Source organism: Geodermatophilus sp. FMUSA9-8, assembly GCF_037034165.1.
GTDB classification, from domain to species: domain Bacteria; phylum Actinomycetota; class Actinomycetes; order Mycobacteriales; family Geodermatophilaceae; genus Geodermatophilus; species Geodermatophilus nigrescens.
The window spans coordinates 23,115-38,012 of record NZ_JBAGKE010000006.1 but is presented as its reverse complement, the minus strand read 5'-3'; the positions used below and the strand labels follow the sequence as shown (position 1 = coordinate 38,012).

The following is a 14,898-nucleotide window of genomic DNA, read 5'->3' as shown; positions in this document are numbered from 1 at the left end:
GGGCCCGCGGACGAGCACACACCGACTAGACCTGTCGGCAAGTCAACCCACCTCGTAACCGCACAAGGTCTAGCTCCGTAGTCCCAGCCTTGTCGGCGGTCGCTCTTAGACTTCAATGATGCGATGCACAGCACCCGTACTCGGTCACATCCGCGGCGGTGGCGCAGACTGCCCCGTTCATGGGGGCCGATACGGATCGTCCTACTCGCCGTCGTACTACACCCCACCAAAGACTCGGGCTCCGAGCGGTGGAGGCGGGTCTAGTGGTAGAGGTGGAGGTGCGGGCGGCCGATCCACCCGTCCACGTTGGTCGCCGGCCAACTCCTCTGTCACCTACACGACGGACGAAGTCGCAGCACTGGAACGTTACCGTCAGAAGGTTGAGGCGACGGGACCGCGCGCGGAATCCTATGACCTGTTCCTCTGTCACGCCTGGGACGACCGCCGAGGAATTGCCACGGAGTTGCACAACTTCCTCGAGGCGCAGGACGTGTCGGTGTGGTTCAGCGAGCGTGACATCATACTCGGCCAGCCCTTTATGCGAGAGATCGATAAGGGCTTGGCCAAGACGCGCATCGGTCTCGTCCTCATCACGCCCGCCTTCCTCAAGCGCATTCAAGGCGGTGGGGTGTCCGAGAAGGAACTCTCCGAACTGCTAGCCCGCGACCTGCTGATCCCCGTCGCTCACGGCGTTTCCTACGGCGAGATCCGAGAAGTCAGCCCACTCCTCGGCTCCCGCAACGGCCTCAACACCGACGAGGACTCGATCGAAGACATTGCGAAGAAGATCGCCGAACTCGTCAACCTGTGACACTTGGGGCAACTTCCGCCCACATATGGTTGGCTGCCGACTAGAAGCGCATCGTCCGGACGCGGAGGTAGCCGGTGACGGCTGGCGGAGCGAGTGATCAGCAAAGAAGTGTCGAGGCTCTTAGTGACGACGATCATCCTGCCCTTTTCCGGGCCGCGGATCGTTTGGCGCTGGGCGCTCAGCGATCGGCTGTGAGGCGCAATTTCGGCTATCTGACCCTCGTGATAGTCGCCGCGATTGGCGGCGTCGTTGACATCAGCGTTCGCGGCGACTCCCTGCACCTTGGGGGAGTCATCTCTGTCATCGCGTTTCTTGGCGCCCTCCTTCTCGGTCTAGCAACGGCCAGTAAGCAGCCAGAGCGCCAGTGGTATCAGGGACGCGCTGTTGCCGAGTCGGTCAAGAGCCTTGCCTGGTGCTACGCCGTCGGCGGTGAGCCCTTCCCAGTCTCACGAGGCGACGCCGATGCACTACTCGTGGATAGGTTCCGGCAGATACTTACCGAGGTCTCAGAACTCAATCTGTCCGAAGTGTCCGACACTCGCCAAATCTCGACAAAGATGCGCAGTCTGCGGACGGCCGCCTTGGAGCAGCGAAGGGCGGCATATATGCATGGCAGAGTCGAAGACCAATGCGGATGGTATAGCCGAAAAGCGAAGGTCAACAGGCGACGAGGCAATCAGTGGGCGGCCGCGGCGGCGATTGCGTCCACCCTAGGGATAGTTGCAGGGCTCCTGCGATCCGTGAACGCTCTCGACGTCGACCTGCTAGGCGTTCTGGCCGCCGTCGCGGCCGGCTTCAGTTCATGGATGCAGTTCCGTCAACACCGGACCCTTAGCACGTCCTATGCCCTCGCGGCCCAAGATCTCGGTCTCGTGCGCGACGCTGCTCCGACTATGCCCGATGAGGAAACATGGGCTGGATTCGTCGGTGACGCCGAAGACGCGATCAGTCGTGAGCACACCGTCTGGCTCGCGCGCAAGAGCAGAGCATAGAAGGAGGAGGCTGAGTCATGTACCCCAGCACGTACAGCCGACGACAGTTCGCCCTTGCCCGCATTGAAGCAATCAACAGGCGCTTCGATCTTACTCGTGAATCGAGAACGGCGAGCGGCGCCGTCAGGCACAAATGCTTCGTCAGCTACCACTCTGCGGATACTGAAGAAGCAGCCACCTTCGTCGAGTCTTTCGAAGACGTCTTCATCCCCAGAGCTATCGGGGTGGAAGAAGGGGATGGCAGCATCATCAACTCGGAAGACGTCGACTACATCCGCGATGTCATCCGAACCAAGTACCTCAAGGACAGCACTGTCACGATCGTTCTAGTCGGCAAGTGCTCCTGGGCTCGAAAGTTTGTAGATTGGGAAATCTACGCCAGCCTCCGCAACACCGAGACCACAACTAGGAATGGTCTACTCGGCATCTTGCTGCCATCCTTGACACAGAACCCGCCGACCGCGCCGACGCGCCTAGTTGACAACGTCCCTAGCGGCGGTGGTGCAGCTTATGGTAGGTATCACTACTACCCGAAGACGAAGTCAGAGCTGCGGACCAACATCGAGGACGCATTTCACGCCCGTGGGTCGCGAGCGCACCTAATCGACAACAGCAGGCCGCTGCGGAAGCGGAATGGGACTTGCAGCTGATGATCAAGATCGGCAGCTAGAGGCTGCGCTATCGCCACCATGACGAGACCTCGCCTCGGACGGGTAGCTGACGGCCAGGGCGGAAGGCTAATCAGGCACCTCCCCTGCGAACGGGTCCGACGTACGGAAGCAGCTGCATCGTCAGGCAGTTACCCCGCGGTGCCGGCGTGGTGTCCCACGCGAGCGGTGCATGGCCGCCCGCGTGGGGCGTCCGGTCGCGCGGACTAGGGAGTGGCGGACGTTGACACGAGGTCGCGAGCCGAGGCGTGGTCGGACACCCGGCGGCTGGCGATCACCGAGCCGCGAGGACCAACCAAGCGGCCGCAGTAGCGAGCCGACTGCAGTCACCAAGGTCCTCAACAAGCTTCTCCTGACAAGGGCGCGTGCGGGGCACACTTGGGGCACACGAGCCCGCTACTGGCAGTCATTGACATTCATCGACCTCGATGTGTCTTAGCAGGTCAAGCGCCAAGTTCGAGAATCCACCCAGGCTGCGGAGGCCCCTATGTATGTCCTGGGACTACACGCAGCTGCGCTTCCCGCGCCGCGAGGGGATGCGGATCGACTTCCAGCTCTGCTCCCCCGCGCTCGCCGGCCGGGTGACAAATGCCCTGGTAGACCGCGAGGAGCGCAAGGGCAAGGGCGCGAGCGACCACGCCCCCGTGGTCGTGGAGCTGGCCGACCGGTAGGCCGGTCGATCGCCAGGATGGCGATGCGACCTGAGCGCTTCGCTTCACCTCGGGAACTGCCTCCGTGTGCGGCGGGGATGACGCGGCGGCCGACGTGGGCCGGCTCCGCGACGAGCTCGCCGCGGCCGTCTCGCGCGCGGACGACCTCGAACGAGCCCTCCTGAGCAACCGCCGGATCGCGATGGCCGTGGGCATCGTCATGAGCCGGTACCGCGTCCACGAGGACGAGGCCTTCGGTCGCCTGCGCCAGGTCAGCCAGCGGAGCAACGTCGAGCTGCGCGACGTGGCGGACCAGGTCGTCCACACCGGCGACCTGCCGGTCGTCCCCGCACCCCGGGACGGGTCCCGGGAGCCCGGGTAGGCCGTCGGGGGGCGGGTGTCCGTGGCCCGACGGCCGGTCACCCCGCGGCGAGGACGGCCCCCACGGACCGCGGCACGGGGATCCCGGCGGCCTCCGGCGCCGAGGCCGGCGACGTCGTCACCGACGCCTCGTAGCACCACCACACCCGGCCCCGGGTGTCGCGCTCGCGCCGGGGCGGGGACACCCGCAGCGCCGCCCAGTCCGGCTCGCCGTCGTCACCGGCGTCCGCCAGGCAGCGGTCCAGCTGGTCGCGCAGCGCTCCCGCCGCCCGTCGCCCGTGCCTGCGCCGCAGTGCCGTCACCGCCCAGTAGGTCGCCATGGCGCACAGGGTGAGGCCGGGCGGTGTGGCCGTCGTCACCCCGAGGGGTCAGGCGCCGGGATCGGGCAGGCGCTCCACCGTCGCCGCGTGCCGGCGGGCGAGCTCCTGGTAGATCGACGGGTTGCCGTCGACCCACAACGCGGCGCCCTCGGTGAGCGGGCCGCGCACCTTCGCGGGGGCTCCGAAGGCGAGCACCTCGTCGGGCACGACCATGCCCGGCGGCACGAGGCTGCCGGCGCCGATCAGAGACCGCCGTCCAATGCGGGCGCCGTCCTGCACGGTCGTCCCGTTGCCGATCAGCGCCTCGGCACCGATCACCGAGCCGTGGACGACGCACACGTGCCCGACGGTCGCGCCGGGGCCGACCTCGGTGACCGGGTCGTCGCCGCCGTGCAGCACGGAGTTGTCCTGCACGTTGGCGCCGGCGCGGACGACGATCGCGCCGAAGTCGGCGCGCAGCACCGCCCCGTACCAGATGGAGGCACCCGCCTCGACGACGACGTCGCCCACCAGCGTGGCCGTCGGCGCCACCCACGCGTCGGGGTGCACCTGCGGCGATCGGCCCTCGAAGGAGAACAGCGGCACGGTCGCGCAGCCTAGACGGCGGGGTGGCCCACCTCACCGCCTGACCTGCGCGGACGTCCCGCGGCGGGGCATCGGAGAGCGGTCCGCGGTGTTGTACCTCCCGATGACCGCGCCAGCCCTCCTCGCCGCGCCCGACACCGCCGCTCCCGTCGTCCCCGCCCCGTCCCGCCTGTGGACGCCCAAGCGCGTCCTGGTCACCCGCTCGGCCGCCGAGCGCCCGCACGGGCAGCGCGTGCTGTCCCGGCTCGAGGCCGCCGGCGTCGACGCGATCGAGCTGCTCCCCGGCGACCGGCTCCCGTCGCTGCGCGGCGACGACGACCGCGCCGCGTTCATGGCCGCCAAGGACACGATGGCCCTCGTCGTCCCGCCGCCGTCCAAGCGCACGCTGCAGCCCATCCCGCCGTCGGCGGACTTCCGTCTCGACCTGGCCGAGGGCTGCCCGGCGCACTGCCAGTACTGCTACCTCGCCGGCTCCCTGTCCGGCCCGCCGATCACCCGCGTGTGGGCCGACCTCGACGAGGTGCTCGAGGGCCTCGACGACTACGTCGGCCGCGGCACCATCACCTCCGGCACGCTCGAGCGCGGCGGCGAGGGCACCACGTTCGAGGCGTCCTGCTACACCGACCCGCTGGCCATCGAGCACCTCACCGGCGGCCTGTCCCGCATGGTCGAGCACTTCGGCACGCACGCGTGGCCCGGCCCCGTGCAGCTGCGCGCCACCACCAAGTTCGACGACGTCGCCGGCCTGCTCGACCTCCCCCACGGCGGCCGCAGCCGGCTGCGCTTCTCGGTGAACGCCACGGCCGTCGACCGCCGCTTCGAGGGCGCGACGGCGAAGGTGCCCGCCCGGCTCGGCGCGCTCGCGGCGGTGGCCGCGGCCGGCTACCCGGTCGGCGTCACCATCGCGCCGATCATGCCGGTGGACGGCTGGCGCGAGCAGTACGCCGAGCTCCTCGACGGCATCGCCGCCGCCGTCCCGGCCGGCCACGACCTCACCGTCGAGTGCATCACCCACCGGTTCACGCCGGGCAGCAAGGAGACGCTGCTCGACTGGTACCCGCGCACCAAGCTCGACATGGACGAGTCCCGCCGCACCACCAAGCGGGGCAGGTTCGGCTCGGTCAAGCACGTCTACCCCAAGGAAACGATGGCCGAGCTGCGCGGCTGGTTCGAACGCGAGGTCGCCGAGCGGCTGCCCGGTGCCCGCCTCCTCTACTGGACCTGAGCGCTCCGTAGCCTGGCCCCTCGTGCTCGTGCTCCTGCCCCCGTCGGAGACCAAGTCGCCCGACGGCGACGGCGCCCCGCTGGACCTGGCCGCGCTGTCCACGCCGGAGCTGACGCCTATCCGCGAGCGGCTGGTCGGCGCGGTCGTCCGGCTGGCCGCCGACCCGCCCGCCGCCCGCGCCGCGCTCGGCCTCTCCCCCGCCCAGGACGTCGAGGTCGCGCGCAACGCGGCGCTGTGCACCAGCCCGACGAAGCCCGCGATCGAGCGCTACACCGGCGTCCTCTACGACGCCCTCGGCATCCGCACGCTCACCCGCGCGCAGCGGGCCCGCGCCGACCGGCGGCTGGCGGTCGGCTCGGCGCTGTTCGGGCTCGTCCGGGCCGGCGACGCCATCCCCGCGTACCGGCTGTCGGCGGGCTCCGCGCTGCCCGGCCTGCCCACCCTGCGCGCGCTGTGGCGGCCGGTGCTCGGCCCGGTGCTGGCGGCGAGCGGCGAGCTCGTCGTCGACCTGCGCAGCGGCGCCTACCAGGCGCTGGCCCCGGTGCCCGGCGCGGTGACCGTCGACGTCCTCAGCGAGCGGCCCGACGGCAGCCGCACCGTGGTCAGCCACGCGAACAAGGCGCACAAGGGCCGGGTGGCGCGGCTGCTGGCCACCACCACCGCCGAGCCGGACTCCGCCGTCCGGCTGCGGGCGCTGCTGCGGCGGGCCGGGTTGCACGTGGAACACGACGGCGGGACGGCGCTGACGCTGGTGCTCCCGCCCGGCTGAACGCGCGCCGCCACGTCGGGTGAGATGTGGCGCACCCCGCGTGAGCCCTGTTGCCCACAACGGGCGGCGCTTAGGATGTACGCGCGCCCGGACCCAGACACGGCCGGAGGCGCGGCGGTACGAGTCGGCCCCGAGCCGGACGGAGAGGTTCGGTGGACGACACGACCCGGCCCCACGGCACGGGGCCGGTCGCGAGCACGCGCGCCGCGGCCGAGGTCCTGCAGGCCGACCGGTCCCGCACGCGCGCGGCGCGCCGGCTCCGCCTGCGGGACGCCAGCGCCGCCCTCGACCGGCTGGCCGAGCTCGCCGCCCGGCTGCTCGGCGCCCCGATCGCGCAGATCTCCCTGCTCGACGACGTCGAGGTCGTCGTCGCCGGTGCCGGGCTGCCCCCGGGCACGGTCGGCCGCGAGGCACCGCTGGACGCCACCGCGTGCGCGGTCCCGGCCGCCGAGGGCCTGCCCGTGGTCGTCCCCGACGTGCACGCCGAGCCCCGCGCCGCCGACCTCCCGCAGGTGCGGGCGGGCATCGTCGGCTCCTACCTGGGAGCGCCGATGGTCGACTCCGACGGCTTCGTCGTCGGCGTCGTCTGCGTGGCCGCCCCGACGCCGCGGCCGTGGTCGGACACCGACGTCGCCACCCTGCGCCAGCTCGCCGCCGCCGCCGTCACCGAGCTCGAGCTGGCCGCGCTGCGCACCGCCTACGAGGGCGACCGGCTGCGCTACGACCTGGCGATCGACGCCGCCGGCATCGGCACCTTCGACTGGGACCTGCGCACCGGCGAGCTCACCTGGGACGACCGGCTCATCGAGATGTTCGGCTACGACGCGGAGTCGTTCAGCGGCACCATCGAGGCATTCAACGACCGCGTGCACCCCGACGACCTGCCGCGCGTCACCGACGCCCTGCAGGCCAGCATCGTCGCGCTCGGCGACTACGAGGCCGAGTACCGCGTCGTGTGGCCCGACGGCGAGACGCGCTGGATGCAGGCGCGCGGGCGCACCCTGCGCGACGGCGACGGCGGCGCCGCCCGGGTGCTCGGCGCCGCCTACGACACCACCGCCGAGCGCGCCGCCGGGCTGCGGGTCACCCGCGTGCTCGAGGCCATGCCGGCCGGCTTCTACTCCCTCGACCGCGAGTGGCGCTTCACCCACGTGAACGCCGAGGCCGAGCGCCTGCTGGGCCGCGGCCGCGACGACCTCCTCGGCCAGGAGCTGTGGACGGCGTTCCCGGCGGCCCTGGACGGCGCCTTCGAGACGCACTACCGGGAGGCGGTGCGCACCGGGAAGCCGGTGCAGTTCGACGCGCACTACCCCGCGCCGCTGCACGGCTGGTACGAGGTCCGCGCGTGGCCCAGCCCCGAGGGCCTGTCGGTGTACTTCCTCGAGGTCACCGAGCGCCGCCGCGTGCAGGACCGCGCCGAGCGGGGCGCGCAGCGGCTGGCGCTGCTCGCGCAGGTCAGCGCCGAGCTCGCCGGCGCGCTCGACGCCCAGACCGCCACCGCGCACCTGCCGCGGCTGGTCGTGCCCGCGCTGGCCGACTGGTGCATCGTCACCGTCGTCGACCCCGACGGCCGGCCCCGCGACGTCGGCCACTGGCACGCCGACCCCGCGGCCCGCCCGCTGGTCGAGCGCTACGCGGGCACCCGGATCGACGCCATGCCGGTCACCGCGCCGCTCATGCGGGCCCTGCTCACCGGCGAGGCCGTCATGGAGCGCACCCGCGCTGTCATCGACCTGCTGCCCGAGGGCGAGGCCCGCGACCTGCTCACCGCGCTCGCGCCGGAGTCCGCCGTCGCGCTCCCCCTGCGCGGCCGCGACCGGACCCTCGGCGTCATGACCCTCTACTTCCGCCGGGGCTGGGCCCCGCGGGAGGAGGACCTCGCCACCGCCCAGGACGTCGCCGACCGGGCCGGCCTGGCGCTGGACAACGCCCGGCTCTACGGGCAGCAGCAGGCGCTGGCCGAGGGGCTGCAGCGCAGCCTGCTCACCGAGCCGCCGGAGCCCGACCACGCGGAGATCGCCGTCCGCTACCTGCCGGCGGCCGAGGCGGCGCGGGTCGGCGGCGACTGGTACGACGCGTTCCTGCAGCCCGGCGGCGCCACGATGCTGGTCATCGGCGACGTCGTCGGCCACGACACCGAGGCCGCCGCGGCGATGGGCCAGCTCCGCGGCCTGCTGCGCGGCATCGCCACCTACAGCGACGCCGGCCCCGGCGAGGTGCTGCGGGGCCTGGACGCCTCCATGGCGCTGCTGCAGACCCACGTGATGGCGACCGCCGCCGTCGCCCGCTTCGAGCAGACCGCCGACGAGCGCGAGCGCGGCGTCACCCGGATGCGGTGGGCCAACGCCGGGCACCTGCCGCCGCTGGTCATCAACCCCGACGGCAGCGTGGCCGAGCTGGCCACCTGGCGCGGCGACCTGCTGCTCGGCGTCGACCCCGGGGCCCGCCGGGAGGAGTCGGTGGTCACGCTCGACCGCGGCGCCACCGTGCTGCTGTTCACCGACGGGCTCATCGAGCGGCGCGACGCCGACCTCGACGCCGGCATGGCCCGGCTGCGCGAGGCGCTGCGCGAGCTCGCCGGCCGGCCGCTCGACGAGGTGCTCGACGAGGTGCTCGACCGGCTGGTGGACGGGCGCCCCGAGGACGACGTCGCGCTGGTCGCCGTCCGGCTGCACCGCCAGGACCGGCCGCGGCCGCTGGACGCCGGTCCCAACCGGGTGCCCGACGTCGTCCCCGAGGACCCCGCGAGCCCGACCCTCCGCTGACCGGTCAGGAATCGAGAAGTCCCCGGCGCCCGCGGGGCCCCAGGATCGTCGCCGGGACACCGGACGACGAGAGGGAGCGGGACGTGACCAGCAGCGACGTCGGGGAGAGCACCGGCTTCAGCGCCGAGGAGCGCGCGGCCATGCGGGAGCGCGCGGCCGAGCTGCGCGCCGAGGGACGGAAGGGCGCGAAGAGGGCCGACGGGCTGACGGCGGTCCTCGACCGGATCGCGGAGATGGCGCCGGAGGACCGCGCGCTCGCCGAGCGGGTGCACGTCGTCGTCACCACGCACGCCGGGCACCTGGCGCCGAAGACCTGGTACGGGATGCCCGCCTACGCGAACGCCGAGGGGAAGGTCGTCGTCTTCTTCCAGGACGCCGGCAAGTTCGGCACCCGGTACTCGACCCTGGGCTTCAACGACGCCGCGACCCTGGACGACGGCGACCTGTGGCCGGTGTCGTTCGCGCTGCGCGCCTGGAGCCCGGCGGTGGAGGAGCGGGTGGTCGCGCTGGTGCGGACCGCCACGGCCTGACCGCCCGCCTGCTCAGTCGCGGCCCTTGTCGCGGCGCACGGTCACCTTCTTGCCCTTGACCGAGCTCGCCTTGAGGGCGGCGATGACCTCCTCGGCCGCGGCGGCGGGCACCTCGACCAGGCTGAACCGCTCGGCGATCTCGATCGCGCCGACGTCGCGGCCGCGGAGGCCGGTCTCCCCGGCGATCGCGCCGACGAGGTCGCCCGGCCGCACGCCGGCGCTGCGGCCGGCGCCGATGAACAGCCGCACGCTGTCGCCGGAGCCGCCCGACCGGGACCGGGGCGCGCGGCCCTGGCCGCGGTCGCCGTCGCGCTGCGGGCGCTCCGGCCGCAGGGTGACCTCGGGGATCTCCTCGTCGTCGTCCGGGCCGGTGGTGGCCTCGTGGGCGAGCTTGACCGCCGCCAGCGCCACCTCCATGACGTCGAACTCGTCGGTGAGCGTCTCGACGACGGCGCGGAAGCGCTCGAGGTCGTCGCCGAGCAGGCTCTCGCGCAGCGCGGCGCGGGTGAGCTCGAGCCGGCGGGCGCGCAGGTCGGCGACGGTGGGGACCCGCTCGACCTTGATCGGGGCGCCGGTGACCCGCTCGATGGTCTTGAGCATCCGGTGCGCCCGCGGCTCGACGAGCGTGATGGCCACGCCCTCGCGCCCGGCCCGCCCCACGCGGCCGATGCGGTGCACGTAGGTCTCCGCCGCGGCCGGGACGTCGTAGTTGACGACGTGGGTCAGCTGCTCGACGTCGAGCCCCCGGGCGGCGACGTCGGTGGCCACCAGGAGCTCGGCGGTGCCGCCGCGCAGCCGGCCCATGACGCGGTCGCGCTGCTCCTGGCTCATCCCGCCGTGCAGCGCCTCGGCCCGGTAGCCGCGGCCGTTGAGCGTCTCGGTGAGGTCGTCGACCTCGTCGCGGGTGCGGCAGAAGACGATGGCCGCCGTCGGGCTCTCGACGTCGAGCACGCGCCCCAGCGCCGCCGGCTTCGCGGCCCGGGAGACGACGAAGGCGGTCTGGCGCACCCGCGGCGCCTCGCCCTCGGTGGGCACCTCGCGGGCCACCTGGATGCGCAGCGGGTCGCGCAGGTGGCGACGGGCCATCGCGTCCAGGCGGCGCGGCATGGTGGCGCTGAACAGCACCGTCTGCCGCTCCTCGGGCACCTCCTCCAGCAGCGCCTCGAGGTCCTCGGCGAAGCCCATGTCGAGCATCTCGTCGGCCTCGTCGAGCACCACGGTGGCGACGCCGCCCAGGTGCAGGCTGCCGCGCTGCAGCAGGTCCAGCGCCCGGCCGGGGGTGGCGACGACGACGTCGACCCCGACCTCCAGCGCGCGCAGCTGGCGCGGGATCGGCTGGCCGCCGTAGACGGGCACCACGCGGGCGCCGAGGTCGCGGCCGTAGCGGTGCAGCGCCTCCGACACCTGGATGGCGAGCTCGCGGGTGGGCACCAGGACCAGGGCCAGCGGGTCGCCACCGGGGCGCTCGTCGGGCAGCCGCTGCAGCACCGGCAGCGCGTACGCGGCGGTCTTGCCGGTGCCGGTGGCCGCCTGGCCCAGCAGGTCGCGGCCGGCGACCATCGGCGGCACCGCCTCGCGCTGGATCGGCGTGGGCTCCTCGTAGCCCAGCCGCGTCAGCGCCGCCAGCAGCTCCTCCCGCAGCCCGAGGTCGGCGAAGGTCACCGCCTGCTCGTCGCGCTCGGTCGCCTGGCCGCTCGTGTCGCCGTCCACCCGTCCAGTGTCGGCCATGTGCCCGCCCGGCCCGACGTGGCACCCTCCCCCGGTGACCCCCGCGACCGCCGACCCCGCCCCCGACGCAGACCTCTGCCTCCGGCCGGCCACCGAGCTGGCCGCCCTGCTGCGGAAGAGGGAGGTGTCCGCCCGCGAGCTCCTCGACGCGCACCTGGCGCGCATCGAGCGGGTCGACCCGCAGGTCAACGCGGTCGTCACGCTCGACGCCGAGGGCGCGCGGGCCGCCGCGGACGCCGCCGACGCGGCGCTCGCCGCCGGGGAGCCGGTCGGGCCGCTGCACGGGCTGCCGGTGGCGCACAAGGACACCCACGCCACCGGCGGCATGCGCACCACGTGGGGCTCGCCGCTGCACGCCGACACCGTCCCCGCGCGCGACGAGCTCGTCGTCGAGCGGCTGCGGCTCGCCGGCGCGATCCGGGTGGGCAAGACCAACGTCCCGGAGTTCGCCGCGGGCTCGCACACCTTCAACACCCTGTTCGGCGCGACCCACAACCCCTACCGGCACGGGCTGTCGGCCGGCGGGTCCAGCGGCGGCGCCGCGGCCGCGCTCGCCGCCGGGCTGGTGCCGCTGGCCGAGGGCAGCGACATGGGCGGCTCGTTGCGCAACCCGGCGGCGTTCTGCAACGTCGTCGGGCTGCGGCCCACCCCCGGCCGGGTGCCCACCTGGCCGGCGGCGATGGGCTTCTCGACCCTGTCGGTGCAGGGGCCGATGGGCCGCACGGTGGCCGACGTCGCCCTGACCCTCTCGGCGATCGCCGGGCCCGACCCGCGGGTGCCGATCTCGCTCGCCGACGACCCCGCCGGCTTCGCCGCGCCGCTGCCGGAGGACCTGCGGGGCCTGCGGGTGGCCTGGGCGCCCGACCTCGGCGGCCTCGTCCCGGTCGACCCGGCCATCCCTGCGGTGCTGCGCGAGGTGCTGCCGGCGGTGGAGTCGCTCGGCGCCACGGTGGAGGAGGCCTGCCCCGACCTGCGGGAGGCCGACGAGGTGTTCGGCACGCTGCGCGCCTGGCTGTTCGAGGCGACGTTCGGCGAGGCCGTGCGCCGCTCGCCCGAGAAGGTGAAGGCGGCGATCCGCGGCAACGCGGCGATCGGCGCGGCGCTCACCGGTGCCGACGTCGGCCGGGCCGAGGTGGCGCACACCCGGCTGTACGAGCGCGTCGTCGGCTTCTTCGACCGCTACGACGTGCTGCTCGCCCCCACCACGCAGGTGCTGCCCTTCCCGGTCGAGCAGGAGTACCCCACGGAGGTCGCCGGGGTGCCGCAGGCCGACTACCTCGGCTGGATGCGCGCGTGCACCCTCGTGTCGGCCACCGGCTGCCCCGCGCTGTCGCTGCCCGGCGGGTTCACCGCCGACGGGCTGCCGGTGGGGCTGCAGGTCGTCGCCGCGCCGCGGGCCGACCGGCGGCTGCTCGAGGTCGCGCACGCGATCGAGCAGGCCACCGGGTTCGGCCGCCGCCACCCGGTCCTCTGAGGCCGTCTGCGGCTCTCTAGTTCCCCGACTAGAGAGCCGCAGACGGGCACATGGACGCCGTCAGCGGCGCCCGGTCCGCGGCGGCGGCGGGGCCACCGGGGTGTCGGAGTGCTCCTCCAGGACGTCGGCCGCCGAGCCCACGATCAGCGGGTCGGGGTCGCCGACGACGGCGCAGTCCTTGTCGTCGTAGTCCAGCCGGCACAGCACGTGCCGCATGGCCTCGAGCCGGGCGCGCTTCTTGTCGTTGCTCTTGATCACCGTCCACGGCGCGTGGGCGGTGTCGGTGTGGAGGAACATCGCCTCCTTGGCCTCGGTGTAGGCGTCCCACTTGTCGAGGCTGGCGAGGTCGGTGGGCGAGAGCTTCCACTGCCGCACCGGGTCGATCTGCCGCACGATGAAGCGCGAGCGCTGCTCGCCGCGGGACACCGAGAACCACAGCTTGAACAGCCGGATCCCGCTGTCGACGAACATCCGCTCGAGCTCGGGGGCCTGCAGCAGGAACTGCTGGTACTGCTCCTCGGTGCAGTAGCCCATCACCCGCTCGACGCCGGCGCGGTTGTACCAGGACCGGTCGAACAGCACGATCTCCCCGGCCGCCGGCAGGTGCTGCACGTAGCGCTGGAAGTACCACTGGTTCTGCTCGCGCTCGGATGGCTTGTCGAGGGCGACCGTGCGGGCGCCGCGCGGGTTGAGGTGCTCGGTGAACCGCTTGATCGTGCCGCCCTTGCCGGCGGCGTCGCGGCCCTCGAAGACGATGACCAGCCGCTGGCCGGTGTCCTTCACCCAGCCCTGCAGCTTGAGCAGCTCGATCTGCAGCCGGCGCTTCTCGATCTCGTACTCCCGGCGCTCCATGCGCTCGGTGTAGGGATAGCCCTCGCGCCAGGTCTCGACGCGCTCGCCGTCGGGGCCGAAGAGCTCGCGGTCGTCGTCCCAGTCCTCGTCACTGTTCTCGTCGGGGAGGGAGTTGAGCCGCCACTTCGTCAGGTCGAGGACCTCGGCCTTGTGGGGCACGCGGACCGGCGGAGGGGCCGGCTCGCCGTCGGCGTCGTCCTCGCTGCGGTCGACGAGAGTGTCGGGCTGCACGGGGGCGTCTCCTCCCGGGAGCGGTCAGGGACGCTGGCGGCCGTACCCCGGACGGGCGCGGACAGTCCTGTTCCGGGATGCGGGCGTGGGTCGCGCGGGGCCGGGGTCGCCGGCCTCCAGCACGTGGGCGACGGCGTACTCGGCGAGCGCGGCCAGCGGGCGGGCGTCGGTGCCGGGCTGCAGCGCGGGCAGCAGGTGCACCTCGACGACGCGGCCGCCCTCCGCGGGCCGCACGGCGACCGGGCAGACCGGCACCTGGGCGTCGACGGCGGCGGCGACCGCGCGGGCGCGGAACCGGCCGGGCTCGCCGTCGGTCGCGGCGCCGCCGGGGTCCGTGGCGACGCTGACGCCGGCGCGCAGCAGTGCGGTGACCTCGGCCCGCACGGCGCCGCTGCCGTCGTCGACGAGCAGGCCGCCGCGGCGGGCGAGCGAGCGCAGCAGGGGGGTGTCGACCAGGGCGGCGTCGACGACGGGGGTGGCCGGGACGACGGTGGCCAGCGCCAGCACGTCGAGCCAGCCGGCCGCGTTGGCGACGACCAGGCGCGGGCCCCGCGGCCAGGCGACCGCCGAGGAGACGACGCGCACCCGCACGCCCTGGGCGCAGAGGATGTCGGCGGCGGTGCACACGAGCAGGCGCCGGCGGCGGCGGTCCCCGCCCCACGAGGCGGTGGCGGCGCGGACGGCGGTGCGGGCCACCGTGCTCGCGACGGCGGGCGTCAGGGTGGCGGTCGGGCTGTCCACGGGGCCTCCCGGTGTGGTCTCTCCGGGGGCCAGCGTCGGCGGCTCAGGTGTCCTGCGGGTGACGGCCGTGCGGAGATCCCCCGTCGGGACCGTGCACTCCCTCCCGGGTGACCACCCGTGCGGGTGCACGCGCTCGCCGGCGTCGCGTGTCGATCATCGGATGCGTGCACGGGACA

At 73.4% G+C, this 14,898-nt stretch carries 15 protein-coding genes; 10 read left to right on the top strand and 5 right to left on the bottom strand.

Annotation, left to right across the window (positions count from 1 at the left end; translation table 11 throughout):
* Positions 1-115 precede the first annotated feature (115 nt).
* From WA616_RS13585 to WA616_RS13565, 5 genes are all read left to right on the top strand, one after another.
* The gene (locus WA616_RS13585) at positions 116-811 is read left to right on the top strand and encodes a toll/interleukin-1 receptor domain-containing protein (RefSeq protein WP_336030568.1); all 696 of its coding nucleotides are present in this window, start codon (positions 116-118) and stop codon (positions 809-811) included.
* Between the two features lie 74 nt (positions 812-885).
* Positions 886-1,803: a DUF4231 domain-containing protein gene (locus tag WA616_RS13580; protein WP_336030567.1), complete on the top strand. Its 918-nt coding sequence runs from the start codon at positions 886-888 to the stop codon at positions 1,801-1,803.
* A gap of 17 nt (positions 1,804-1,820) precedes the next feature.
* A complete protein-coding gene (locus WA616_RS13575) occupies positions 1,821-2,453 on the top strand; it encodes a TIR domain-containing protein (protein ID WP_336030564.1) in 633 nt (210 codons plus the stop codon).
* A 509-nt stretch (positions 2,454-2,962) separates the two neighbouring features.
* Positions 2,963-3,142 (top strand): hypothetical protein, encoded by a 180-nt coding sequence (locus tag WA616_RS13570; RefSeq protein ID WP_336030563.1) that lies wholly within the window; start codon positions 2,963-2,965, stop codon positions 3,140-3,142.
* Between the two features lie 94 nt (positions 3,143-3,236).
* Complete coding sequence (locus WA616_RS13565) at positions 3,237-3,503, top strand: ANTAR domain-containing protein (protein WP_336030561.1); 267 nt, start codon at positions 3,237-3,239, stop codon at positions 3,501-3,503.
* A 37-nt stretch (positions 3,504-3,540) separates the two neighbouring features.
* Here WA616_RS13565 and WA616_RS13560 read toward each other — a convergent pair whose 3' ends face one another.
* Positions 3,541-3,822 carry a hypothetical protein gene (locus WA616_RS13560; protein WP_336030559.1) on the bottom strand — a complete coding sequence of 94 codons (282 nt, stop codon included), beginning with the start codon at positions 3,820-3,822 and terminating at the stop codon, positions 3,541-3,543.
* A gap of 48 nt (positions 3,823-3,870) precedes the next feature.
* A complete protein-coding gene (locus tag WA616_RS13555) occupies positions 3,871-4,407 on the bottom strand; it encodes a gamma carbonic anhydrase family protein (protein WP_336030557.1) in 537 nt (178 codons plus the stop codon).
* Between the two features lie 103 nt (positions 4,408-4,510).
* On the opposite strand from WA616_RS13555, the gene WA616_RS13550 reads away from it, so the two are divergent.
* The 4 genes from WA616_RS13550 to WA616_RS13535 all read left to right on the top strand — a co-directional run bounded on the left by WA616_RS13550 (position 4,511) and on the right by WA616_RS13535 (position 9,696).
* Positions 4,511-5,632 (top strand): spore photoproduct lyase family protein, encoded by a 1,122-nt coding sequence (locus tag WA616_RS13550; protein ID WP_336030555.1) that lies wholly within the window; start codon positions 4,511-4,513, stop codon positions 5,630-5,632.
* A 22-nt stretch (positions 5,633-5,654) separates the two neighbouring features.
* Complete coding sequence (gene yaaA / locus WA616_RS13545) at positions 5,655-6,401, top strand: peroxide stress protein YaaA (RefSeq protein ID WP_336030552.1); 747 nt, start codon at positions 5,655-5,657, stop codon at positions 6,399-6,401.
* A gap of 152 nt (positions 6,402-6,553) precedes the next feature.
* Positions 6,554-9,166 carry a SpoIIE family protein phosphatase gene (locus tag WA616_RS13540; protein ID WP_336030550.1) on the top strand — a complete coding sequence of 871 codons (2,613 nt, stop codon included), beginning with the start codon at positions 6,554-6,556 and terminating at the stop codon, positions 9,164-9,166.
* Between the two features lie 83 nt (positions 9,167-9,249).
* Positions 9,250-9,696 carry an iron chaperone gene (locus WA616_RS13535; protein ID WP_336030548.1) on the top strand — a complete coding sequence of 149 codons (447 nt, stop codon included), beginning with the start codon at positions 9,250-9,252 and terminating at the stop codon, positions 9,694-9,696.
* A 12-nt stretch (positions 9,697-9,708) separates the two neighbouring features.
* On the opposite strand, the gene WA616_RS13530 is transcribed toward WA616_RS13535, so the two are convergent.
* Entirely contained in the window at positions 9,709-11,406 is a 1,698-nt protein-coding gene (locus WA616_RS13530; protein ID WP_336030547.1) for a DEAD/DEAH box helicase, read from the bottom strand.
* Positions 11,407-11,458: 52 nt separating this feature from the next.
* Here WA616_RS13530 and WA616_RS13525 point away from each other — a divergent pair, with 52 nt between their 5' ends.
* Entirely contained in the window at positions 11,459-12,898 is a 1,440-nt protein-coding gene (locus WA616_RS13525; RefSeq protein ID WP_336030544.1) for an amidase, read from the top strand.
* 60 nt (positions 12,899-12,958) lie between these two features.
* Here WA616_RS13525 and ppk2 read toward each other — a convergent pair whose 3' ends face one another.
* Both ppk2 and WA616_RS13515 read right to left on the bottom strand, forming a co-directional pair.
* Positions 12,959-13,981, bottom strand: coding sequence for a polyphosphate kinase 2 (gene ppk2, locus WA616_RS13520; RefSeq protein WP_336030543.1), 1,023 nt, complete (start codon positions 13,979-13,981; stop codon positions 12,959-12,961).
* A gap of 24 nt (positions 13,982-14,005) precedes the next feature.
* Positions 14,006-14,722, bottom strand: coding sequence for a 1-acyl-sn-glycerol-3-phosphate acyltransferase (locus WA616_RS13515; protein WP_336030542.1), 717 nt, complete (start codon positions 14,720-14,722; stop codon positions 14,006-14,008).
* Between the last annotated feature and the right edge of the window lie 176 nt (positions 14,723-14,898).

What these genes read in the sequence shown, in the direction of transcription:
- WA616_RS13585 (WP_336030568.1), top strand. Translation starts at nt 116, where the DNA reads ATGATGCGATGCACAGCACCCGTACTCGGTCACATCCGCGGCGGTGGC.
- WA616_RS13575 (WP_336030564.1), top strand. Translation starts at nt 1,821, where the DNA reads ATGTACCCCAGCACGTACAGCCGACGACAGTTCGCCCTTGCCCGCATT.
- WA616_RS13570 (WP_336030563.1), top strand. Translation starts at nt 2,963, where the DNA reads ATGTCCTGGGACTACACGCAGCTGCGCTTCCCGCGCCGCGAGGGGATG.
- WA616_RS13560 (WP_336030559.1), bottom strand. Translation starts at nt 3,822, where the DNA reads ATGGCGACCTACTGGGCGGTGACGGCACTGCGGCGCAGGCACGGGCGA.
- WA616_RS13550 (WP_336030555.1), top strand. Translation starts at nt 4,511, where the DNA reads ATGACCGCGCCAGCCCTCCTCGCCGCGCCCGACACCGCCGCTCCCGTC.